A 24,234-nucleotide genomic window follows, 5' to 3' on the forward strand; every position below is an offset into this window, starting at 1 on the left:
CCAGAGACCTTGGATTCTATACGAGTCCGCGGCGCGTGCGGATCGCTTCCTCGCGCGTCACGCGCTTCATGCGATCCCGCCGAGGGGCGGCGGCGCGACGCCTGGGGCCTTCGCGGCCTCGAATGCGGCGCAGAGTGCGAGGGCGAGGTCACACCGACCCTCGCGCGCCTCGCCTGCGAGGGCTTCTGCTTGCTGCCGCTCGTGCACGCGCCACGCGACTTCGTCGATCCCGTAGCGCGAGAGCACCTCGTGCAGCGCGTCGCGCGCGCCCCAGAGATCGACCTTGATCCGTGCATACCGCTCGATCGAGAGCTCCCCGCGCGACGCGGCTGGGCTCGCCGAGGTGCCGAGGGCGCTCTGCGGGGTGACGACGGCGCTATTTGGGATGACGACGGCGCTCGGCGGGGTGACGACGGCGCTATTTGGGATGACGACGGCGCTCGGCGGGGTGACGACGGCGCTCGGCGGGATGACGACGGGTTTTGCCGGTGGTGGTTCGGGCGGGATGACGACGGGTCCGGACGGGATGACGACGGGCTCGGGCGGGATGACGACGGGCCCGGGCGTCGAGAGGACGAAGAGCGGCGACGCTGCGGGGCTCGGTGTTCCGAACGGCAGCGCTGCGTCGGGCTGCAGCTTCGGCTTCCGCTCGGTCTCCGGATCGGACTCCTCCGCTTCGGGGGCGGGTGCCGGTGCCGGCGCCGACGCCGGTGCGCGGAACGGCAGCGCGGGCGACGCCGCGGGCTTCGCCGCGGGGATGAGCGTCCGCGTGCCTTCGTCGTCCGGATCGAGGGCCCGAGCCGCGACGAACGGCAGCGTCGCGGCCGCCACGGGCCTCGCCTCGGGGACACGCGTCTCCGTCCCATCGTCGTCCGGATCGAAGGGCGGCAAGGTCTTCGCCGCGACGGGCGCGGACGCCGGCTTGCTCTCCGCGAGCGGGCGCAGCGGCGAGCGCTGGAACGGCAGCGTCGAAAACCCCTCGGGTCTGCCCACGTTCCCGGTCAGCGTCTGCTCGTCGTCGTCACGCGCGAACGACACCGGCGGGCGCTCTCGCCGCGGCTCGGGCGGAGGCACCGCAGGCGTGCTCGAGGGCGCGAAGGGAAGCGCGGCCGCAGGCTTCGGGGCCGTGTTGGCCAGCATCGTGATCGTGCGTGGGCCGCGCGGCCGTTCGGGCACCGCCGGGGTCTGCGGGACACTCGGCGGAACGCTTGGCGGGACGCTCGGCGGAACGCCTGGCCGGACGCTCGGTGGAACGCTTGTCGCGACAGCGGGCCCCGGGCTCGGCACGACACTCGGCGCCGCGATCCCCCGCGTCGGCGCGATCAGCACGACCCCTTCTTCCTTCGCGTGCCGGAGCGGCACCGCCGCGCGCCACGTCACGCTGCAGACCCCTCGATCCGCATCGATGAGCAGCGTATCCCCGCGCAGCCACACTTCCTGCGGGCTGCCCCCGCTCCGCGTCACCACCGCCCGCGGCCGGACATCCTCGACCACCGCGATCATCCGCGAGAGCTCCGGATGCAGGTGCTCGAGGAGGATCTGCGCCTGCGCCGGCAGCTCGGTGATCTGCTGATCCTTTGGCGCCGCGTTCCAGTACGACGCATCCACGCCCGCGGGCAGCGGCTGCTCGTGCCACGCCTCGTGAGACCACGCGTTGCGGTGCGCGCGCAGATGCTCGACGCGCGTCGGCCACCGCGCCGCGATCGGCGCGAGTCCGACCGGCGGGATCTCCTGCGTGGGACTGCGCAACACGAAACCCATCGGCTCGAAATTCGGCGGATGCCCCGGCGCCTGCGCATCCATGCTCGGCGGGATCCCCACCGGATTCCACGATCTCGGCCCGCCTGCCGCGCGCATCCAGCGCAGCGGCATCCGCGTGAACGGCACCGCGTCCGAGAGCCTCCCTTCCGGCAGCCAGTACCGATCGCCGTACACCCCGATCGCCTTGTTCACGCCTCCCACCGCGATGCGCGCGACGAGCGACGGCACGGCCTGGCCATGGGGCGCCCACACGTGCCCCACGACCATCACGTCCACGTGCCGCTTGAACGGCGCGAGATCGTTCGGCAGGCGGATGCTGCGCGGCGAACCATCCTGCCAGTACACGTCGATCGTCTGCGGCGCGTCCGGCGTACCGAGGAGCTCGCATGGCCCGTTTCGCAGGGCGTACGTGGCCTTGCAGATGACCGTCATCACGAAGGCGTCGGGGCGTGGCTGCCAGACGAGCTTTGCCACGGCGAGCGGGGGTTTCGCGGAGACGTGCACGGCGTGAGCTTACCATCGCGCCGCTCGCTCGATGAGGCCTCGGATCACGCGCCGCGGCGCGGCTTGCGGGCCCGAGCGCGCGTCATTGACAATCGACCCCATCCGCGCCATCTCGGGAGCGCCATGGCCAAGGTCCCCCTCGATCACGCGACCGTCGACGCGTGCCGCGCAGCGGCGGCCGCGATCGCCGACGACGTCCAGCGCTTCATCGACCGCCACACCACCGTGGGCCTCGAGCGCACCGTCGCGCGCGCCTACGGCGTCACGGGCGCGGATCCCGAGGGCACGCCGCTCGCGAACGCGCTCGTCGACCGCATCCACAAGGCGGGGCACACGGGTCGCGGCGTCGCCTACTTCCTCGGACGCGCGCTCTACGAAGGCGCGAGCTCCGCGCAGGAGGCGGCCGAGCAGATCGCGTACGGCGGCGCCTCGCTCGACGTCGAGGGCGGCCCCACCACGAACGAATGCCGCGGCGCCCTGGAGCTCGAGACGCAGAAGGCGATCGCCCGCATCGACGAGGCCCGCCACGCGCGCGAGCGGTTCAAGAGCCGCTTCCCCGAGGCCGAGCTCCCGCTCAAATACGTCATCGTCGCGACCGGCAACATCTACGACGACGCGGTCCAGGCCAAGGCCGCGCGGTTCGCCGGGGCGGACATCGTCGCGGTCATCCGCGCCACGGCGCAATCGCTCCTCGATTACGTGCCCGAGGGCCCGACGACCGAAGGGTATGGCGGGACGTACGCCACGCAGGAGAACTTCCGCATCATCCGCAAGGCCGCGGACGAGGCGAGCGAGGAAACCGGAAAGTACCTCGCCCAGACGAACTACTCCTCGGGCCTTTGCATGAGCGAGATCGCGTGGATGGCGGCGGTCGAGCGGCTCGACATGCTCCTCAACGACGCGATGTACGGGATCCTGTTCCGCGACATCAACATGGAGCGGACGTTCGTCGATCAATACTTCTCGCGCCGGATCGTGGCGAGGAGCGGCATCGTCATCAACACGGGCGAGGACAACTACCTCACGACGGCGGACGCGGTCGAAAAAGCCCACACGGTGCTCGCCTCGCAGTTCATCAACGAGGCGTTCGCGCGGCGGGCGGGGCTCTCGGACGAGCAGATGGGCCTCGGGCACGCGTTCGAGATCGACCCTTGGCTCGAGGACAGCTTCCTCTTCGAGGTCGCGCAGGCGCAGCTCATCCGGCAGATCTTCGACAAGCACCCGATCAAGTGGATGCCGCCCACGAAATTCAAGACGGGCGACGTCTTCCACAGCCACGTGCACGACGCGATGTTCAACCTCGCGGGCATCATGACGCACCAGTCGATCGAGCTGCTCGGCATGTTCAGCGAGGCGATCCACACGCCCTTGCTCATGGACCGATTCCTCGCGCTGAAGAGCGCGAAATACGTCTTCGGCACGGCCAGGCACCTCGGCGACGAGATCCAGTGGAAGCCCGGCGGCATCGTGGAGCGGCGCGCAAAGGAGGTGCTGCACCTGGCGCACGAGCTCTTGGTCCAGGTGAAGGGCGACGGCATCTGGGACGCGATCGGCAGGGGCGCGTTCGGCGACGTGAAGCGCAAGCGCACGGGCGGAAAGGGGCACGCCGGCGTGGCGGCGCGTGATCCCGAGTATTTGAACCCGATCCTCGACGAGCTCGAAGGAGGCCGCTGACCATGGCGAAATGGCTACGCGCTTACGGGGACCGTGAAGGCGACGGGATGGTGCAAATGACCTTCACGCTCGCGATCCTGCCCGGGGATCGCGCGCGGGAGGCGGCGAAGCGCTTCGCCGAGGCCCACGGCCTGAAAGACCCGCTCGTCACCACGATGGAGCAATGCTCGCAGCAGCACACGTATTTCGTGGCCTACGGGCACTCCGCGCACCAGATCGACGTCGACACCATCGACATCGCCGAGCTCGCCGCGAAGCCGCTCTCCCGCGAGCAGATCGAGGCCATGGGCAAGGAGCTCGGCCGCAAGATCGTGGTGGTCGGCGCCTGCACCGGCTCGGACGCGCATACCGTCGGAATCGACGCGATCCTCAATTACAAGGGGTTCGCCGGGGAGAAGGGCCTCGAGAGCTATAAATGCTTCGACGCGCACAACCTCGGCGCGCAGGTCGAGAACGTCGAGCTCGCCGAGCGCGCGAAGGCGCTCGGGGCCGACGCGATCCTCGTCTCGCAGGTCATCACGCAGAGGAACTGCCACAAGGAGAACGCGGCGGCGCTCATCGATCTCCTGAAGAAACAAGGCGTCCGCGACAAGTTCCTGCTGCTGCTCGGCGGCCCGCGCATCGACAACAAGCTCGCGCTCGAGCTCGGCTACGAAGGCGGCTTCGGCCCCGGCACGAAGCCTTCGATGGTCGCCGCCTTCGTGGCCGAGGAGGTCATCCGCCGCGCCCGGGGGAAACAGGTCGATCCGAGGCGGTAGAGACGACCGTGTTGCGCGGTCGTGACACTGGTACGCCGCCGTGACGCCCGCCGTCACGCGGGCGTCACAACGCTCCCCTGCCGGCGCGCGCGCGCCTCGGAAATCGGCTTCTTCGACGGGTCACGCGCTCCGGCACGCTCGTTGCGATGCACTCGGTCACACGGGCCACGATGCAATGGCCACAACCGGGAGCACGATTCCAATGAGCAAGACGACCCTCACCAAGGCCGGCAGCCTCGCGTTGACCTTCCCCCTGCTTCTCGCAGCCTCCACGATGGCCTGCGTCGGCGTGGACACCTCGGAGAACGAGGCGTTCGTCGCGACGAAGGCCGATACCGAGTCCGCTCGGCTCAATGGCGACGGTGATTTCTACGGGCCGTCTGGGCACGCCCTCCCGGGGCCGGAGGCCCGCGACAACAGCGCCCCGTGTGGGGATCGGACCCTCGCCGTGGTGCATGCACGCTCCGGCGCCACGTACGTGTTCTGCGGCATGGGCAATGGGAAAACGGGCGTCCTGGAAGAGCTCCCCGCCGATGGGAGCGCGGCGAGCGTGCTCGATACGTACACGACGCCCGCCGAGGTCCTGCGCGCCGTGGCGCCCGAGGACGCGGCGTTGACCGACGACCTCATCACCGCCGTCGATCTGGGCGCCTTCACGAGGGAGGAGTACCGGCCGCTGAAGGCGATCACGCTCGGCGTCCCGAAGACGCCGCCGCCCATGACGATGGTGGGGAGCTACTACTGCGACAACCCGACCGAGTGGTCCTATACGTACGGCTGGAACAACTCCTTCGTCCCGTTCATCGAGGAGTACGTCGAGGACTATGCCGATTGCTCGCTTCACCTCTGGACGAGCTCCGACACCGTGACGGCGCACCAGCACACGGCGAGCACCAACCCGGTCGAGGACGACTACGGTCCGCCGTACGCCACCGCGTGCGCGGCCAAGGAGCACGTCCTCTCGTGTAATGGCCAAACGCTGTTCGAGGCGTTCCAGAAGGAGACGCCGTCGTCTTCCTGGGAGACCAAGCTCACCTACTGGGTCTCGGACGGGGGCGTCGCGACGTGGAAGCTGTTCGCGTCCGACTGCCAGGCGAGCAACGACCGCGACGATATGCGTTACAAGGGGACCAGCGACCCGGGCGCCTACCACCGCTACTCGAACATCTTCATCAAGTGGCTCGGGGGCATTGGCTGCGTCTTCAAGTGAGCCGCCAGGCAGGCGGGATCGGACTCATCGCAACGCCGCCGCGTGGTGCTCCACGTGGTCGCGCATGAACGTCGCGATGAAGTAATAGCTGTGGTCATACCCCGGCTGCATCCGCAGCGTCAGCGGATGCCCCGCGGCCTCGCACGCCTCCCGGAACAGCTCCGGCTGCAATTCCCGCGTGAGGAATTGGTCCGCGTCCCCTTGATCGATCAGAATCGGCAGCCGCTCCTTCGCCTCGCGCACGAGCGCTGTCGCGTCCCACGCCTTCCACGCCTCCCGGTCCGCGCCGAGATACGCGGAAAATGCCTTCTCGCCCCAGGGCACCCGGCTCGGCGCCACGATCGGCGAAAATGCCGACACCGATCGATATCGCCCCGGATGCTTCAACGCGAGCACCAGCGCCCCGTGCCCGCCCATCGAATGCCCGAAGATCCCGCGCCGGTCCGGAAGCGCCGGCAGGTGCGCCTCCACGAGCGCCGGGAGCTCCTCGGCCACGTATTCGTGCATCCGATAATGCCGCGCCCACGGCGCCTCGGTCGCGTCCACGTAAAACCCGGCGCCTTGCCCGAGGTCGTAGGCCGGATCGTCCGCAACGCCTTCGCCGCGCGGGCTCGTGTCCGGCGCGACCACGATGATCCCGTGGCGCGCCGCGTGCTCCTGCACGCCTGCCTTCGTCACGAAATTCTGCTCCGTGCACGTGAGCCCGGAGAGCCAGTAGAGCACCGGGCAGCGCCCGGACTCGGCCTGCGGGGGCAGGTAGACGCCCACGTTCATGCTGCAGCCGAGCGCGCGTGATTCGTGCCGCAGCACCTTCTGGTGGCCGCCGAAAGAGCGGTTCGTCGAGACCTGGGTGAAGGGGTTCGCAGGCGATCCGGAGCCCCGAGTGTCGAATGGGTTCGTCATGGCGGCCGCGAGACTACCCGAGAAAGCCCCCGCCGCGCAATTCAGAGCTCCGCGCTCGTCAACCACTTCGGGTTCTTCTCGGTCCCGTCGAACTGCTTCGTATTCTTGAACGGCTCGTACTGCCCGCTCCGGCCCGCCGGCGCTGTCCGCGCGAGCAACGCCACCTTCTCCTCGCTCCGCATCGGCTCGAACGTATAGGCCGTATGCAGCGCCTGCTCCAGCACGCCCGTCGTGTCACAGCCCGTGATCACCACCGACGTCGGCAAGGACATCGCATATCGCAGGCATTCCGGCGCGCTCACGGCGCCGCTCTCGAGCAGGAGCCCCGACGCCATCGGCTTCATCCCGAGCACGCCGATGTCATGCTCCACGAGCACCGGCAACACCTCCTTCTCGAAGCTCTTGTAATGCGGATCCATCGGGTTCAGCGGCATCTGCACCGTGTCGAACGTGAACCCATGGTCGAACCCCGCCTTCAACATGGCCAGCATGTACGCCGGATCCTTGTGCCCGGTAAAACCGATGTACCGCAGCTTTCCGGCCTGCTTCGCCGCGAGGAGCGCCTCCATCATCCCGTCCGGCCCGAAGACCCGCGCCGGATCACTGCCGCGGATCACCTCGTGGATCTGCACGAGATCGATCACGTCCGTGCGCAGCCGCTTCAGCGATTGTTCGAGTTGCTCGTCCGCCGATCGTCGCGTGCGGCCGTCGAGCTTCGTCATCAGGAACGCCTTCTGCCGGTATCCCTCCTGGAGCGCCAGGCCCATGCGGTGTTCGCTCTCGCCGTCGTTGTAATCCCAGCAGTTGTCCAGGAAATTGATTCCGTGATCCAGCGCCATGCGGATGATGCGGATGCTCTCCTGGGGGTTTTTCTGCATCCCGACGTGGAAACCCCCGAGCCCCACCATGCTCACGCGCTCGCCCGTCCGGCCGAGCACACGCGTCGGCATCGTCGCGCCGGCCGGGAGCGGGATGTCCCCTTCCCGCGGCGCGCCGGGGCGCGGCCCTTGCGGCGGCGCGTCCGATGAACCCGACGCGCCGCCATTGTCTCGCGTGGATGCACATGCGGCGAGCGCGAGGCCCGCGCCGACCGAACCGATGAACGTGCGCCGCGTAAATCGTGCCACCATGCGAGCCCCCGACGAGGCCGGCATTGCAGGGGGCGTGCCGCGGCGCGGTCGGGCGAGCTCAGACCGCGGCTGAAATCGATGACCCCGTCCGCTCGATCGACACGAGCCACGCCTCCGCGTATCCCTTGCCGCCGAGCATGTGCTCGAACCGCGCCGGCCGGATCTGCCGCACCTTCCATCCGGACGCGAACGCCGCCCGGATCTCCGCCTCCGAGAGCCGCCGCGGCCCCTCCGTGCCCGGCTCCTTGTCGCTCCAGACGAGCGCGTGATACATGCTGCCCGGACGAACCACGCGCGAGAGGCTCTCCACATATCGCGGCCGCATCTCGCTGCCGAACACGTGGAGCAGCCCCGAATCCAGCACCGTATCGAACGTCCGCCCGAGCATCTCGAGCTCCAGCGCATTGCCGCGCACGAATTGCACGGACACGGAGCTCCGCTCTGCGCGCGTCCGGGCCTTCGATAGCGCGTTCTCCACCATGTCGAGGCCCGTCACCGCGTGCCCCCGCGCCGCGAGGAAAATCGCGTTGTCGCCCGGCCCGCAGCCCACGTCGAGCACGTCGCCGTGGAAGGCCCCTGCCTCCGCCAGCGCCACGATGTCCGCTTGCGGCCGACCGATGTCCCAGGGCGCGTGCACGCCCTCCTCATAGGCACGGTGGAACGCGGAGGGCTCCGGCGGAGCCGCCATGTCCCTCGTTCCTTCGCCTTCGCTTGCCATCACACCCTCCTCGGTGTTTCCGGTTGGTCCCTCTCCATGCGGCGGCCTCGCCTCGGCGACAAGGTTTTGCGCGCGCGCTTTCGTGCGCGACCTCTTCGCGGCCGCCGCGGGGCGCTTCGACCGGAAGGCTCGACGCCGGCGAGCACGAGCGGTAGGTAAGAAGGCTCCGGCGTCGCCGACCCCGCGCCATGCGTCCCTCCCAAGCGCCCCTTTGCCTCCTTCCTTTTGCCCTCGCGGGCCTGCTCGTAGCCTGCCCGCGCGCCGCGGCGGCCGCGCCCGAGGAGTCCTCCGACGAGCAAAAACAGGCCTGCGCCGACGCTTCCGAGCAAGGCCAGGAGCTGCGCGATCAGGGCAAGCTCCTGGCCGCGCGCGGGCGCTTCCTCGCTTGCGCCGCGGAAGCCTGTCCGCCCATCGTCCGCAAGGACTGCGCCGACTGGCTCGCCGACCTCGACGAGCGCACCCCCTCGATCGTGCTCGAGGCCCGCGGCCCCGAGGGCCAGGACCTCACCGACGTCCGCGTCCTCGAAGGCGAACGCGAGCTCGCCTCGTCCCTCGACGGCAAGGCGATCCCCCTCGATCCGGGCGAGCACCGCCTCCGGTACGAGTGGCCCTCCGCCCCTCCCGTCGAGGAGCGTATCGTCCTCCGCGAAGGCGAACGCCGCCGCCGCCTCTCCGTTCGATTCGCGCCCGCCGCGCCTCCTCCGCCCAAAACCCCCACGCCCGTCGCGCCTCCGCCGCGCCCCCTACCCCTCGCGCCCCTCGTCCTCGGCGGCGTGGCCCTCGCGGGCGCCGCGGCATTCACCGGCCTCGCCGTGAGCGCGAAGAGCGATTACGACCACCTCGACGGGACCTGCGCCCCGCGCTGTACCGCCGATCTCGTCGATCCCGTACGCACCAAGCTCATTCTCGCCAACGTCTCCCTCGGCGTGTCCGTCGTCTCCCTCGGCGTCGCCACGTTCCTCTGGTTCACCCGCCCCCAGGCTCCGCCCGGAAAAACCCCCGCGACCGCTTTTGCCATCACGCCCCTCCCGGGCGGCGCCGCGGCCTTCCTCGGCGGCACCCTCCCGTTCGACGGATCGTCCCGCGCCAGGGTGATGGCCCCGATCACCCCCCCATGAACGCTCCGATCACCCCTCTCCCCTCGCCCCTGCGTTTCCGGCTGATTTCCTGATCCTCTCGCCCCGGCATGCCCGTTGCGATGCGGCCGGGGCATGAAGCACTGGAACCGTCGACGCTTCCTCTCGGGCATGGGCGCGGCCCTCGTCGCCGCCCCCGTCCTCGGCCTCCTCGAGCGCGACATTCGCGCCGAAAACGCGACGCCGGCCCGCCGCCTCGTCGTGTTTTTCTCGCCAAACGGCACCATTCACAAGCACTGGCGCCCGAGCGGCAGCGGGGCGAACTTCTCCTTCCCCGCGGGCAGCGTCCTCGAGCCGCTCGCCGCGCACAAGAGCCGCCTCATCGTGTGCGACGGCATCGATTTCCACGGCGTCGACAACCATGAAGCCGGCATGGCCGCCATGCTCACCGGCGGCGGCACCGTCGGCACGGAGACCGCGGGCAAGAGCCTCGATCAATACGTCGCCTCCCGCATCGGCCAGAACGATCGATTCTCTTCCCTCGAGCTCGGCGTGCAGACGAGCGCCTGGGGCGGCGGCATCCAGACCCGCATCTCGTACGCGGGCCCCGGCCAGTTCGTCCCGCCGGACGATAGCCCGAAGAGCGTCTACACCCGCATGTTCGGCGACGCCGTCGGCGGCCCGGGGGAGCTCGACGCGGCCCTCGCCCGCAAGAAGAGCATCCTCGACCTGCTCCGCGGCGAGCTCGGCACGCTGCGCGGCCGGGTCGGCTCGCAGGAGCGCGAAAAGCTCGACGAGCACCTCGCGTCTTTGAAAAAACTCGAATCCGGCCTCGAAGGCCCGCTCTGCGCCCCGCCCGCCGCTCCGCCCTCGGTCGGCACCTATGACAACGACGCGTTCCCGACGATCGGCAAATCCCAGATGGATCTGCTCGTCCTCGCGCTCGCCTGCGACATGACGCGCGTCGCCTCCGTGCAATGGAACCACACCGTCGGCCCCGTCGTCATGAGCTGGCTCGGCGTCGCGGAAGGCCACCACGGCCTCTCCCACAGCGACGACAGTAACTCCAAGGGCGTCGCCGAGTTCATCGCCACCGAGCGCTGGTATGCCGAGCAGTTCGCCTACCTCCTCGAGCGCCTCGCCACCACGGCCGATCCGCAGGGCGGCATGCTCCTCGATTCCACCGTGGTCCTCTGGTGCAAGGAGCTCGGCGACAGCCGCCTCCATGATTGCAAGTCCGTGCCGTTCGTCCTCGCGGGCGGCGGCGGCCTCGCCACGGGCCGGTATTTGAGCTTCGGCGGCGCGCCGCACAACCGCCTCCTCGTCTCCGTCTGCCACGCCCTCGGCCTCGACAACAAGACCTTCGGCGATCCGGCAAAAGGCTCGGGTCCCCTGCCGGAGCTCTTCGCGTGAAACCCCTTTCCAAAAACGTGGGAGCCATGGCCATGCTGCGCACTGTCCTTCGCTCGACTTCGATCCGGATCACGGGCGCCCTCGCCCTCACGGCCGCCTTCGCCGGCTGCCTCGGCGGGGACGACGAAAAAGAGGGGGTCAACGGCGTCGTCGGTTGTCCGGATGACCTCGCGTTCTTCGAGAACAACATCTACGCGCCCCTGCTCGAAAAGAAATGCTTCGTCTGCCACAGCGCGACGGGCATGGCCGGCAAGAGCCGCCTCGTCCTCACGCCGCGGAGCGAGCCGGGCGCCCTCGAAAAGAACCTCGAAGTGGCCCGCGCGCTCGCCGTCGACCAGCCCGCGGGCGTCTCGGTCCTCCTCTCGCGCCCCTCGGGCCAGCACCCGAATGGCCATCCCGGCGGCACCATCGTCGAGCCGGGCAGCCCCGATTACGCGACGCTCTCGCTCTTCGTCACGCGCACGACCCGCGGCGAAGGCTGCGCCGCGCCGTCCGCCGCTTGCACCACCGTACAGCCGGGCCCGCGTGTCCTCCGCCGCCTCACCCGCGGCGAGTACGACGCCACGATCGCGGAGCTCTTCGGCATCGAGTCGCAATGGGGCGCCTCCTTCGTCCCCGACATCGTCATCGGCGGCTTCGACAACAACGAGGACGCGCTCCGCGTGAGCCCGCTCTTCGCCGACCAGGTCCGCCGCGCCGCCGAGGAAATCGCCACGCTTGCCCTGACGAACCCTTCGAGCATCCTGCCGTGTGACCCCGTCGCCGACGGCCCCGAGGCGTGCGCGAAGACGTTCGTCGAGACGTTCGGCAAGCGCGCCTTCCGCCGCCCGCTCGGCGAGGACGACGCCCAGCGTTACCTCGCGCTCTACCAGACGATCGCCTCCAAGGAGGGCTTCAACGAGGGCATCGAGGCCGTGATCACGGCCATGCTCCAGTCGCCGCATTTCCTCTACCGCACCGAGCTCGGCGACGAATCCCTCGCCGGCGAGGGCGGCCGCGTTCGTTTGACCCCGTACGAGATCGCCACCGAGCTCTCCTACATGCTCTGGGGCACGATGCCGGACGACGAGCTCTTCGCCGCCGCCGACGCGAATGCGCTCGGCACGCCGGAGCAGATCGAGGCCCAGGCCAAGCGCCTGCTCCAGGATCCCCGGAGCGACGAGATCCTCGAGCGATTCGCCATTGCCTGGCTCGAGCTCGACCGGCTCGACGCCGCGCCCAAGGACGCCGCCACCTACCCCGAATGGAACGCCGAGATCCGCGCCGCCATGATCGAAGAGACGCGCCTCTTCGTGCGGCACGTCATCCGCAATGGGGAAGGCACGATCGCGGAGCTGCTCGATGCCCCCTACACCTTCGTGAGCCCGAAGCTCGCGGCTTTCTACGGTTTGCCCGCGCCCGCGGGCGCCGGGGGCGAGAACGATTTCGGCATGGTCGAGCTCGAAGGCTCCGGCCGCGCCGGCATCCTCTCGCACGGCAGCGTCCTCGCCACGCACGGAAAACCGGCCGGCTCCTCGCCCGTGCATCGCGGCAAGCTCGTCCGCGAGCGCCTGTTCTGCCAGCCCTTGCCGCCGCCGCCGCCCGGCGTCGTCGCCGAGCCGCCGCCCGTCGATCCGACGAAGAGCACCCGCGAGCGCTATGCGGCGCACACCACCGTCGACCTCTGCAGGAGCTGCCACGACCTCGTCGACCCCATCGGCTTCGCCTTCGAGCATTTCGACGGCATCGGCCGGTATCGCGCCGACGAAAATGGCCTGCCGATCGACGCCTCCGGCGAGATCCTCTCGGCCCCGTCCACCACGGGCTCGTTCGTGGGCGTCCCCGAGCTCGCCTCCGTCCTCGCGGGCAGCGCCGACGCGCAGGGTTGTTATGCGCGCTCGTGGCTCCGGTATGCGTACGGCCAGCTCGACGAGGGCCGGCTCGCTTGCCTTTCGAGCCAGGTCGCGGACGAATTCCAGAAAGGAAACCTCCGCGTCCTCGACCTCCTCGTCGCGCTCACCCGCACCTCGCATTTCACCGAGCGTGTCGCGGATCCGCCGGAGCCCGGCGGCAATCCCACGGGCTCGGGCGGCTCCGGCGCCGGCGGCGCGGGAGGTTCTGATCCCACCGGCTCCGGCGGCGCGGGCGCGAGCGGCGGCGATCCCGGCCCCACGCTCCCGTACGTCGTGGCGACCACCGTCGATAGCGATTGGGGCAGCGGGTATCAGCTCACGGTCGAGGTCACGAACATCGGGAAAGAAAGCCTCACCTGGTCCATCCCGATGCAGGTCGACGGCACGATCGACAATATCTGGAATGCGAGCTACACGGTGACGGACGGCACGACGCACTTCGTCGGCGCCGCACACAATGCCACCCTCGCGCCAGGCCAGGCCACGAGCTTCGGCTTCGTCGCGACGCGCTGAACGAACGAGAAGGCCGACTTTCGATCCGGACGGGCGGGCCCTACGGTTCGCGGAGACCATGGTCCCCGCGCCGCCCGCCCTCGCCGATCCCGTCGTGGATCTCCCCACGGCCTGGTACGGCCCTGCCATCGCGCGTTTCGAGGCGGAGTTCCCGGGCAATCCCTACGATCCCGAAGAAAACGACGTCCGCGTCGTCTTCCTCTCCGCGAATGGCGAACGCTTCGAGCGTATCGCCTACCCGGACGGGACCTCCGCCTACGCGGCCGTCCTCGTCGCGCCTCGGCCCGGATCGTATCGACCGCTCCTCTATCGCAATGGTGTCCTCCAGCCCATCGAGGCCCGGAGCGCGTACGTTCGTCTCGACAATCGCCTGCCGCGCGGCTTTCTCCGCGTCGACGCGCGCCATCCAAACCGCTTCGTGTGGGACGACGGCACGCCGTATTACCCGCTCGGCTTCAACCTGGGCTGGCAGATGCCGGACATGCCGCCCATGGCCGAGCAACTCGCGCGCATGGGCGCCGCCGGGATCCAGTGGACGCGCATCTGGGCGAGCTCGTGGGACGGGAAGAACCCGTTCTGGGCCGTGAACGATCCGGCGGCGCCGCGGGACCGTCTCTGGCCGCCGGCGCTCGCGAAATGGGATGCCCTCTTCGAGGCCTGCGAAAAAGCGGGCATCTCGATGCAAATGGTCCTCTTCAACCACGGATCCTTCAGCACCCTCGTCAACCCGAACTGGCCCGATCATCCCTGGAATGCGGCCCGCGGCGGATTCTTGACGGACGCGGCCGACGTCTTCGCGGACGCCGAGGCGAAACGGCGCATGAAAATGTGGATCCGCCACGCCGTCGCCCGCTTCTCGCATTCTCCGTCCCTCTTCGCCTGGGAGCTCTGGAACGAGGTCGAGTGGACGGACGCCTCGTTCGCCGGGCGATTCTCGGACATCTCGGCCTGGCACGAGGAAATGGCGCAATACATCCGCGCCCTCGATCCGTACGGCCATCCGGTGACCACGAGCGCGCTCCTCGCGCCGCCGTCCACGTGGCGCGCCATGGACTTCCTCCAACCCCACCTCTACACGGACGCCGTCACGCTCTTCGCCCGCCTCGGCTGGCTCCCGACCCGCGCGCCGGCCTTCTTCGGCGAGATCGGCCCGTCGCACCCCGCGCGCGTGAACCTGCGTGCCTTCCTCCGCGACGCCATTTATGCCGGCATGCTCCGCAATCAGGCCGGCACGCCCATGTTCTGGTACTGGGATCTCGTCGAGAAGCACGACCTTTATGGCGAATTCCGGACCGCGGCGAGAGTGCTCGACAGAAGCCGCCTGGCCTTTCATCCGCGCGCCGAGAGCCGCCCCGTCGTCGTGATCCCGCCGTCACCCGCGCTCGCGCTCGGGGAGCGAACCTGGTTGACAATCCGGATCACGGCCCCTTCCCCGCGGAGCGTTCGTATCCTCGGCGCGCGCCTCGACGAAGGCGCCTACCATCGCACGACCATCGACCTCGAAACAGGGCAATCGTTCGAGGATGTGGTGCATGTCGGACAGACCGGCATCGAGGTCGTCCTCCCGGCGGCCGACGTGGTCATGGTGCTCGACAAGTCAACCCTTTGACCTCGTACGTTTGCCCGCCACCCCGAAATTCATGACAAAACGTACAGTGCTACCCTTCAAAAAGCGCGTGCATCCGGGAGGGACACCCATCGCCGGAAAACGTGGAGCGCCTTTGCGAAATAAGGGCGTTGCCGGGCTCCTGGTAATTCCGTACCATTCTGCCATGGCTGTCCGGATGCCCAAAACGGCGCTGGGCGCGGCTTCCGGCGGAGCACCTCCGCTCGGCGAGCTGCCGTGGGGGGCGCACGTCTGCCAGTTCTATCGGAGCCAGAAGGAGCTTCTCGACACGCTGATCCCGTACTTCCAGTTCGGGCTCGCCCATGGCCAGAAATGCCTCTGGATCGCCGCCGAGCCCTTGCGGGCGACCGATGCGCGCGAGGCCCTCCGCGCCGCCGTCCCCGACCTCGAAGACTACGAACGCAAGGGCCAACTCGAGCTCCTGGACCACACGGACTGGTATCTCCGTGAAGGAAACCTCTCCCAGGATGCCGTCCTGCAGCGCTGGCTCGATCGTGAGGCCGAGGCCCTTCGCCGCGGCTTCTCCGGCCTTCGCCTCACCGGAAACACGAGCTTCGTCGAGCCCAAGGACTGGGACAGCTTCGTCTCCTACGAGGCCTGCGTCCACCAGGGATTCCACGGTCGGCGTATCATTGCGGTTTGTACATATTCACTCAGCCGCTGCGCGCCCAATGGAATCCTCGACGTCGTCCGCAATCACGACATCGCGCTCGCCCGCCGCGCGGGCTCGTGGGATTCCATGGAGTGTGCCACGGTCGCGCTCGCGCACCTCGCGGAAAGTGCAGGGGCGAACGCGACGGCGGAGCCGATCTTCGAGGAGCTCACAGAAAAGGAGAAGGCTGCGCGGAGGATCGCCGAGCAGCTCGCGCGCCTGCAAACCATCACGGCGGCGCTCTCCGAGGCCAGCGCTCCTGCGGCCATCGCGCAGGTGATGGACCGCGACATCCGCGCCAGCGTCGGCGCCGATTTCTGTTCCCTCGCGCTCATCGACGCGGAGACGGCCGATCTTCGCCTGCTCGGAGATTGCATCGAGGACACGGAGCCACTCGTCGCGACATTCCGGGCTGGGACCGCCTCGTTTCTCTCGACGCCCCATGCCATCGCCGAGCGATTCCCGCAGGCGGGCGCCTCGACGTCTCGGGCCCTCGTCGTCCTCCCGATCAGCGCGAGCGGCCGCAGGCTCGGCGCGGTCGCCTTTGGTTACCACGACGAGCGGCCCTTCGCTTCGCACGAGCGCGCCCTCTTCGACGACATCACGCGGCAGCTCGGCATCGCCCTCGATCGGGCGCGCCTCTACGAAGAGGCGAACCAGGCGCGCCGACGGGCCGAGCAATCCGACCGCGCCAAGGACGAATTTCTCGCCATGCTCGGCCATGAATTGCGCAATCCCTTGTCGCCGATCGTGACCGCGCTCGAGCTCTTGCAAATTCGGGGCTCCTCCGGCGCCGAGAAAGAGGTCACGGTCATCAAGCGGCAGGTCCGGCACCTCGTGAGCCTCGTCGACGATCTGCTCGACGTCTCGCGCATCACGCGCGGCATGGTGGAGCTCACCCGCGAGCACATCGAGATGAGCGAGGTCGTGGGACGGGCCGTCGAAATGGCGAGCCCGCTCCTCGAGCAACGTGCGCACCGCCTGACGCTCTCGGTCCCGCGCGAGGGGCTCGCCGTGCACGGGGATCCCCGGCGGCTCGCGCAGGTGGTCTCGAACCTCCTCACGAATGCGGCGAAATACACCGAGCCCGGCGGGCAAATCGTGGTGACGGCCTCGCGCGAGGACGCGGACGTCGTCTTGCGCGTGAAGGACAGCGGCATCGGGATCGCGCCGGAGATGCTCGTGCAGGTCTTCGACCTCTTCACCCAGGAAAAACAAGCGCTCGACCGCTCGCAAGGCGGGCTCGGGCTCGGGCTCGCGATCGTGCGCAGCATGGTCACGCTCCACGGCGGGAGTGTCACGGCCCATAGCGACGGCAAGGGCAAGGGCAGCGAATTCGTCGTACGTTTGCCGGTGGACGGGGCGCATGTGCCCGAGGCGCTCGCCCTCCGCGCGAATGCGACCGATGTCTCCTCCAACGTATCGTGGTAAAGGTCTCCTCGGAGGAGACCCGTGACCGAGATCCCGCTCTATCAGATCGACGCCTTCACGCGCCGCCCCTTCGCCGGCAACCCCGCCGCCGTCTGTCCCCTGCCCGCGTGGCTCCCGGACGCGACGCTCCAGGCGATCGCCGCGGAGAACAACCTCTCGGAGACCGCATTCATCGTGCGAAAGGGCGAGCGCCACGAGTTGCGCTGGTTCACGCCCTCGGTCGAGGTCGACCTCTGCGGACACGCCACGCTCGCCGCGGGTTACGTGGTCCTCGAGCTCCTCTCGCCGGACCTCCCTTTCGTCTCGTTTCACACGCGAAGCGGCGAGCTCGTCGTGCGGCGCGCCGAGGGCCTGCTCTCGATCGACCTGCCCGCGCGCCCGCCCGCGCCCGCGCACGTGACGGACGCGCTCGCCGAGGCGCTCGGCAAGCGGCCGATCGCGGCCCACGCCGCGCGTGACATCGTGGCCGTCTTCGAGAGCGCCGAGGACGTGCGCGCGCTCCGGCCCGACATGGCGAAGATCGCAGGGCTCGACACGTTCGCGGTGGGCGTCACCGCGAAGGGCACGGGAATCGACGCGGACGTCGATTTCGTGTCGCGCTTCTTCGCGCCGGCGAAGGGCGTCCCCGAGGATCCCGTGACGGGATCGCTACATTGCACGCTCGTGCCCCTCTGGGCCTCCGCGCTCGGCCGCGCGCGGCTCCGGGCGCGGCAGGTGAGCACGCGTGGGGGCGAGCTCGACTGCACGCTCGCAGGCGATCGCGTCCTGCTCGCGGGCGGCGCGGTGCTCGTGATCGAAGGCCGGATGCGCCTCTGAACCGGCTTCCCTGACGCCGCGCGGCAAGGTATCGTGCCGGCGGCCCATGATTCCCGTTCTGCGGTGCACCGACCTCGAGCTCACCGATCTCGCCGACGACAAACCCGCGCTCGTCGATCCCGAGACCGGCGAGCCCTCGGGCCTCTCCCTCGTGCAGTGGCTCGGCTCCGGCGGAATGTCCGCCGTATTCCTCGCCGAGCGTGACGCGGATTCGGCGGCGCCCGGACTCTCGGAGCTCGCGCCCTCGCGGGTCGCGGTGAAGCTCGTCAAGCCCGGGACCGAGCAGGGCCTCTCGCAGATGGGCATGACGAGCCGGGATCTCGCCCGACGCGAGATCGAGGCGCTCGATCGGGTGAAGAACCTCGTCCCGCCCAGCGAATTCGTGATCGGCTATTACGGGCACGGCAGCGCCCTCGTCGCGCTCGATGGGGAATCGCCCCTCGTGCTGCCCTGGATCGCGCTCGAATACGTCGAAGCGTCGAGCGAGGGCGCGACGCTCACCGACCGCGTGTACAAGGCTCGCGAGACGGGCGTGGATCCGGTGCGCGCGTTTCGCCTCGCGCGTGGCATGCTCGAAGGGGTCCGCGTCCTCCACGGCCTCGGCATCCTCCACCGCGACCTCAAGCCCGACAACGTATTCGTCGCGGGCCCGCTCGACGACGAGACGCCGAAGATCGCCGATTGTGGCATCGCGCGCGTCGACGGCCTCACGCTCGCCACGGTGCAGGGGATCACGCTCGGGTATGGCGGCCCCGAGCAGGCGCTCTCGTCGGTCGCGCCCGCGCGGCGCAATCCGCTCGTCGGCCCGTGGACCGACGTACACGCGCTCGCCTCCACGATCTGGTTCATGCTCACGGGCGAGGAATGGTGCCGCTCGATGCCCTCCTGGTACGTGGGCGAGCGTCGCAGCCTGCGCACGGCGAAGAAGCTCCACCGCGGCTTTCTGGCGGCCGAGGAGCTCCTCGGCGCCATCGATCTCGCGCTCCGGCAGGGCGCCTCGCCTGTATTGCCCGAGGGCACGTGGGATCTCGACGGCGCCACGTTTTACGAGCCACACGCTCGCAAATTGCTCGGCGCATCCATGTTCGAGGGCTCGCCGCCGCGATTCCCCTCGATCGAGGCCTTCGCCGAGGCGCTCCTCCCGCCCCTCGAAGCGGCCGCCGCGCGGTGGATCGAAATCGCGGCGCGCGAGCATCAGCCGATGACCTCGTTCCGCAAGACGCGCATTCTGCCGTCCGAGGAGGAGGTCTTCGCGGCGATGGACGCGCTCGCGCCGCCGCGGACCACGAGCGAAAAACCGCTCCTCCTGGAGCCGGGCGGCGTCGTGTTCCTCCCGGGCCCCTGGGGATTCGCGCGCTCGGGCAGCGAGCTGCATGGTTTGTCCAAAAAGGAACCGCGCACGTTCTCGGTCGACGTCCCCCGACCCTATCGAGCGCAGATCGCCGCATCGCGATGGCTCGTGCGTGGCCCGGGCGGCGGCATCGCGCTCGTCGGCCCGGCCCACGTCCTCTTGCAGCGCGGCGAATCGTTCGTGCAGGGCATGTTGCCCAGGCGCGCGGACGAGGGGCCCGTCGGCCCGATCGTGGCGGCGCTCGGCGACGGCCGCGCCTTCGGGGTCGTGACGGCCGACGCGGGCGAGGGCGGGCCGGAGCTCTGGCTCTCGAATGACGGCGTGCGTTTTGCCGAACCGCTGCTCTTGCCGCTCGGCGGCGAGGTCTCCGCGATTGCCTCGGGCCCGCTCGGCTTCTTCGTCGCGGGCAGCTTGCGCGGCAAGAAGGCGCGCGCCTTGTGGATTGGATACGACCAGGAGGTCCGCTCCTCCGCGGCGAGCTTGAACGACAAACCCGCCTTGCTCCTTTGCGTGGCGGGCGCCGAGGGCGAGGCGTGGGCCGCGGGCGTCGGCGTCATGATGCGCTTCGATCGCGGCGGCTCCGCGGTCGAGGCCTCCGAGGCGGAGGGCATCCCCGTGGCGATGGGCCTCGACGACGAGGGCGTCCCTTGGCTCGTCACCGAGCGGGAGGTCTTTCGGCGGCACGGCGGCGGCGTCTCGCCGGTGTGGAAGCGTTATCATACACAACCGAAGGGCGCGCCGCGGCTCGTGGCGATCGGCTTTCCCCCGGGCGGGGTGCGCGTCGTGGACGCGGTCGGAGGCGGGGCGGTTCTGCGGACGTAGGAATTTCAGCCTTTCTGCAATTGTCATCTTCGTCAATGGTTTGGCAGAAAGTAACCACACGAATTCCGCAACCGCAGGCGCCATCGTACTAAACATTACCAATTCAGACAGTTCCTGAGGCGCGCAAGGGGGTGTATCCTGGGCCGACATTCCTCGCCGCACCGGGACCATGAGCACCAACATCCTCAGCTACAGTGCGCCCAGTTACGTCGAGTTGGAGCGCCGCAATACCGAGCTGCTCGCCGAGAACCAGGCGCTCCGCGCCCAGGTCGAGGAGGCGCGCCTGCTCATCGAGGAACACGCGCTCGCCGACCGGGAGCGGCACCTCAATGCCGAGCGATTCCAGCAGATGTTCGACTGCGCGCCCATCGGGCTGACCACGGTCAGCCTCGAAGGGCGGTTCATCAGCGTCAATCGCGCGCTCGCCGAGATGCTCGGATACACGTCCGAGGAGCTCCTCGCGCTCCGCTTCCAGGACATCACGCACGCCGATGACCTGGAGACCGACATCGAGCTCGTCGGCAAGACCATCCGCGGCGAGATCCCGCGTTACAAGCTCAAGAAGCGGTACATCCACCGGGACGGCTCGATCATCCACGTCCTGCTCCACGTCGCCCTCGTGCGCGACGAGGACGGCGCGCCGGTCCATTTCATCTCGCAGATCCTCGACATGACCGAGCAGAAGCGGGCCTTCGAGGCGCTGCAGACCAGCGAGGAGCGCCTGCGCCAGCTCTCGACACCCCTGGTCCCGATCCGCGACGACGTCGTGGCCATGCCGCTCATCGGCGCGATCGACGCGAACCGCGCCGACCGGGTGCTCGAGGTGCTCCTCGCGGGCATCAGCGGCGGGCGCGTGCGCGTGGCCATCCTCGACGTCACGGGCGTCGTCGACCTCGACGAACAGGTGGCGGCCGCGCTCGTCCGGACCGCGCACGCCGTGCGCCTGCTCGGCGCGCAGATGATCTTGAGCGGCATTCGCTCCGAGGTGGCGCGCACCCTCGTGGATATCGGCGCTGACTTTTCGGGTTTCGTCACCTGCGCGAATTTGCAGGCGGCGATCACCCATGCGTTCCGGCTCTCGCGCGGCCGCGCAGCCTGAGGCTTCAGCGCGGGAGGCCGACCTCGCGCCGGCGCTGGCGTGCTTGTTGCTCATCCACGACCACGCATGATGCGCGCCTGTACACCTGAGGGATCTGCCTCGTGAGCTCGAAGGCGCCCGGCGAATCGACGCTGCGGGCCATGGGACGGGCGCTCCTGCACCGCAATTATCGGCTTTTTTTCTTCGGGCAGGGCATCTCGCTCATCGGCACGTGGCTCACGCGCGTCGCCACGAGCTGGCTCGTGTATCGCCTGACGGACTCCGCGCTGATGCTCGGGCTCGTCAGCTTCGCGGGCCAGATCCCGACGTTCCTCCTCGCCCCGTTCGGGGGCGTGCTCGTCGACCGCTGGAACCGCCACCGCATGCTCGTCGTCACGCAGGTGCTCGCGATGGTGCAATCGGCCCTGCTCGCGTTTTTCTCGCTCACCCACACGATCACGGTCGCGCACGTGCTCGCGCTCTCGGCGTTCCAGGGGCTCATCAACGCCTTCGACACGCCGGCCAGGCAGGCGTTCGTCGTCGAAATGGTGGAGGACCGGGCGGATCTCGCGAATGCGATCGCCCTCAATTCCTCCATGGTCAACGCCGCTCGGCTGCTCGGCCCCTCCGTCGCAGGCGTGCTCATCGCGGCCGTCGGCGAGGGAACCTGCTTTTTGATCGACGCCATCAGCTATCTCGGCGTCATCGCGTCGCTCCTCATGATGCGCTTGCGGCCCGCGGCGCCGGCGGCCGCGCGGAGCCGCATCCTCGCGGACCTCGGCGAAGGCTTCCGCTACGTGGCCTCGTTCGCGCCCATTCGCGCCCTCCTGCTCCTGCTCGCGCTCGTGAGCCTCGCGGGCGTGCCGTACACCGTGCTCATGCCCCTCTTCGCCGCGCGTGTCCTCGGCGGCGGCCCCCATTCCCTCGGCCTCCTCATGGGCGCCTCGGGCATCGGCGCCGTCGCGGGCGCGCTCCTCCTCGCGTCGCGCCGCAGCGTGCTCGGCCTCGGGCGCATGCTGGTCATCGCGGGCGCGCTCTTCGGCGCGGGGCTCGTCGCATTCTCGTTCTCGAGGTGGCTGCCCGTCTCCATCGCGCTCATGGCCGTGGTCGGCGGCGGCATGATGGTGCAGATGGCGGCGAGCAATACGCTGCTGCAAACGCTCGTCGACGAGGACAAACGTGGCCGCGTGATGAGCTTTTACACGATGGCCTTCTTCGGCATGGCCCCCTTCGGGAGCCTCGCGGCGGGCTGGCTCGGCGCGCGTCTCGGCGCGCCGATGACGGTGCGGCTCGGCGGCTTCGTGACGCTCGTCGGCGTGGCGGTTTTTTTGCGGAAGTTACCCGCGCTGCGCCGCGCGGCGAGGCCGATCTACGTCAGGCTCGGGATCCTGCCCGAGATCGCCTCGGGCCTCGGCCAGACGACGAACAAGCAATGACGGGGATGCCTGTGCGCGGCTCACCGCCGCGCCGGGCCTGACAAACCCCCGGCGACGGCGACAAACCGTACGCTCTCACATCTCGGATCGGCTTACGAGGGACGGCGACGTCAGTTCCCGACGGGCAGGAGGAGGAGCACGCCGTCGTCGTTCCCGGGGCCCATGCCCACGGACTTCGTCCCGACGATCGCCGCGTGCTTCTGGTCGGGCGACAGCGCCACGCCCCAGAACATATCGGCCGCCCCGCCGAGATCGTATTGCTTCCAGCCGTTCGGCGCGAAGGTCGTATCGACCGCCCCGTTCTCGGTCAGCACACCGACCATCGCGTCGACGTTGTCGGCCGTGGGCCTGCCGCCGCCCACGAGCAGCGAGCGTTTGTCGCCGAGGCTGATCAGCGCGCGGCCGTTGTCGTTTTGACCGGCCAGGTCGACGCGGACGTACCCATTCTGGCCGTACGTCGTATCGAGCTTGCCGTCGGCCGTGATGCGGAGCGACAGCCAGTCGAGGTTATCGCCGCCGCCATTCGAACCGTAGCCCACGGTCACGAAGTTCGACCCTTGCGGCACCACGTCGTAAGCCTCGGCGACCGAAGCGAGCACGACCTGGTTGAACACGCCGCCCACGCCGAAGGTCGTATCGAGCTTGCCCGCGCCGTCGAGCTTGTAGATCACAGGGGACACGATATTGTCCGCGTCCCGGTTGTACCCGGCGAGGATGACGCTGCCATCGGCGAGGATCCGGCCCGACTTCGGGGTCGCGTTCTGCTGGGCGATGTCGAGCAGCGCGACGCCGTTCGTCCCGAAAGCATTGTCGATCGCCCCGTCGGCGCTCAGGCGCACCGCGGCGAAATCGGTGTCCGTGCGGCCGGGCGCCTTCTGCGCGCCGACGACGAGCAGCCGATCGTCCGTGTAGACGTTCAGGCCCCACTGCGTATCCGCGACGTAGGTATTGCCCACGAGCTCGCCCTCGCTCAGATCGAGCACGGCGACCCCGTTCGTCCCGAAGCTCGTATCGAGCGTCCCGTCGGCGTTGAACCGCGTCACCGCGATGTCACGATCCCGCGCGTCCGCCGCGCCTGCGTGCTCGATCGTGCCGGCGACGACGATCTTCCCCGTCGATTGCACCACGATCCCGCGCGTCACCTCGCCGTTCGTCCCGACGGCCGCGTTGTGCGTCGCGATGCCGCCATTGCCGAACGTCGTATCGATCTCGCCGGTCGGCTTGAATTTCACGACGATCGTCGAGAAATCCGCGTCCGCGGCCGTGCTCGCCGCCGTGTTGCCGGCCGCGTAGATGTTGCCCTGCGCGTCGAACGCCACGCCGTACAGCCGATCGTGTCCCATCTCCGAAATGGGCACGGTCACGGGCTTCGCCTCCTCGGAGCCGCCCCCGCCGCCCGCGCCGCCTGCGCCGCCCGCGCCGCCCGTGCCGCCCGTGCCGCCCGTGCCGCCCGTGCCGCCAACGCCGCC

17 protein-coding genes are annotated in these 24,234 nt (G+C 69.2%); 12 read left to right on the plus strand and 5 right to left on the minus strand.

Going from position 1 to position 24,234, the window contains the following annotated elements:
* Positions 1-66: 66 nt before the first annotated feature.
* Positions 67-2,265 carry a DUF2169 domain-containing protein gene (locus tag QHF83_RS27995; protein ID WP_282421018.1) on the minus strand — a complete coding sequence of 733 codons (2,199 nt, stop codon included), beginning with the start codon at positions 2,263-2,265 and terminating at the stop codon, positions 67-69.
* 123 nt (positions 2,266-2,388) lie between these two features.
* On the opposite strand from QHF83_RS27995, the gene QHF83_RS28000 reads away from it, so the two are divergent.
* The 3 genes from QHF83_RS28000 to QHF83_RS28010 all read left to right on the plus strand — a co-directional run bounded on the left by QHF83_RS28000 (position 2,389) and on the right by QHF83_RS28010 (position 5,907).
* A complete protein-coding gene (locus QHF83_RS28000; protein ID WP_282421019.1) occupies positions 2,389-3,939 on the plus strand; it encodes a lysine 5,6-aminomutase subunit alpha in 1,551 nt (516 codons plus the stop codon).
* 2 nt (positions 3,940-3,941) lie between these two features.
* Positions 3,942-4,697: an OAM dimerization domain-containing protein gene (locus QHF83_RS28005; RefSeq protein WP_282421020.1), complete on the plus strand. Its 756-nt coding sequence runs from the start codon at positions 3,942-3,944 to the stop codon at positions 4,695-4,697.
* 202 nt (positions 4,698-4,899) lie between these two features.
* The gene (locus tag QHF83_RS28010) at positions 4,900-5,907 is read left to right on the plus strand and encodes a hypothetical protein (protein WP_282421021.1); all 1,008 of its coding nucleotides are present in this window, start codon (positions 4,900-4,902) and stop codon (positions 5,905-5,907) included.
* 24 nt (positions 5,908-5,931) lie between these two features.
* Here QHF83_RS28010 and fghA read toward each other — a convergent pair whose 3' ends face one another.
* Genes fghA through QHF83_RS28025 form a run of 3 tightly spaced genes read right to left on the minus strand, consistent with a single transcriptional unit; the run spans position 5,932 to position 8,658 of the window.
* Complete coding sequence (gene fghA / locus QHF83_RS28015; protein WP_282421022.1) at positions 5,932-6,810, minus strand: S-formylglutathione hydrolase; 879 nt, start codon at positions 6,808-6,810, stop codon at positions 5,932-5,934.
* 41 nt (positions 6,811-6,851) lie between these two features.
* On the minus strand, positions 6,852-7,940 hold the full coding sequence (locus QHF83_RS28020) for an aldo/keto reductase (protein WP_282421023.1): 1,089 nt from the start codon (positions 7,938-7,940) through the stop codon (positions 6,852-6,854).
* A 58-nt stretch (positions 7,941-7,998) separates the two neighbouring features.
* Positions 7,999-8,658, minus strand: a complete 660-nt coding sequence (locus tag QHF83_RS28025) for a class I SAM-dependent methyltransferase (protein ID WP_282421024.1) — start codon at positions 8,656-8,658, stop codon at positions 7,999-8,001.
* 188 nt (positions 8,659-8,846) lie between these two features.
* Here QHF83_RS28025 and QHF83_RS28030 point away from each other — a divergent pair, with 188 nt between their 5' ends.
* From QHF83_RS28030 to QHF83_RS28070, 9 genes are all read left to right on the plus strand, one after another.
* Positions 8,847-9,776: a hypothetical protein gene (locus QHF83_RS28030; RefSeq protein ID WP_282421025.1), complete on the plus strand. Its 930-nt coding sequence runs from the start codon at positions 8,847-8,849 to the stop codon at positions 9,774-9,776.
* A gap of 93 nt (positions 9,777-9,869) precedes the next feature.
* Complete coding sequence (locus QHF83_RS28035; protein ID WP_282421026.1) at positions 9,870-11,147, plus strand: DUF1552 domain-containing protein; 1,278 nt, start codon at positions 9,870-9,872, stop codon at positions 11,145-11,147.
* The gene (locus QHF83_RS28040; RefSeq protein WP_282421027.1) at positions 11,144-13,552 is read left to right on the plus strand and encodes a DUF1592 domain-containing protein; all 2,409 of its coding nucleotides are present in this window, start codon (positions 11,144-11,146) and stop codon (positions 13,550-13,552) included. Before QHF83_RS28035 ends, QHF83_RS28040 begins: the two co-directional genes overlap by 4 nt.
* 58 nt (positions 13,553-13,610) lie before the next feature.
* A complete protein-coding gene (locus tag QHF83_RS28045) occupies positions 13,611-15,161 on the plus strand; it encodes a hypothetical protein (protein ID WP_282421028.1) in 1,551 nt (516 codons plus the stop codon).
* 163 nt (positions 15,162-15,324) lie between these two features.
* The gene (locus QHF83_RS28050) at positions 15,325-17,262 is read left to right on the plus strand and encodes an MEDS domain-containing protein (RefSeq protein ID WP_282421029.1); all 1,938 of its coding nucleotides are present in this window, start codon (positions 15,325-15,327) and stop codon (positions 17,260-17,262) included.
* A gap of 21 nt (positions 17,263-17,283) precedes the next feature.
* Entirely contained in the window at positions 17,284-18,078 is a 795-nt protein-coding gene (locus tag QHF83_RS28055) for a PhzF family phenazine biosynthesis protein (RefSeq protein ID WP_282421030.1), read from the plus strand.
* A gap of 46 nt (positions 18,079-18,124) precedes the next feature.
* The gene (locus QHF83_RS28060; RefSeq protein WP_282421031.1) at positions 18,125-20,251 is read left to right on the plus strand and encodes a hypothetical protein; all 2,127 of its coding nucleotides are present in this window, start codon (positions 18,125-18,127) and stop codon (positions 20,249-20,251) included.
* Positions 20,252-20,420: 169 nt separating this feature from the next.
* Entirely contained in the window at positions 20,421-21,350 is a 930-nt protein-coding gene (locus QHF83_RS28065; protein ID WP_282421032.1) for a PAS domain S-box protein, read from the plus strand.
* A gap of 140 nt (positions 21,351-21,490) precedes the next feature.
* Entirely contained in the window at positions 21,491-22,765 is a 1,275-nt protein-coding gene (locus QHF83_RS28070) for an MFS transporter (protein WP_348980474.1), read from the plus strand.
* A gap of 110 nt (positions 22,766-22,875) precedes the next feature.
* Here QHF83_RS28070 and QHF83_RS28075 read toward each other — a convergent pair.
* A partial coding sequence (locus QHF83_RS28075) for a hypothetical protein (RefSeq protein WP_282421034.1) occupies positions 22,876-24,234 on the minus strand: 1,359 nt, incomplete at its 5' end.

Origin of the sequence: Polyangium sp. 15x6 (assembly GCF_029960785.1) — a bacterium.
GTDB lineage: Bacteria > Myxococcota_A > Polyangia > Polyangiales > Polyangiaceae > Polyangium.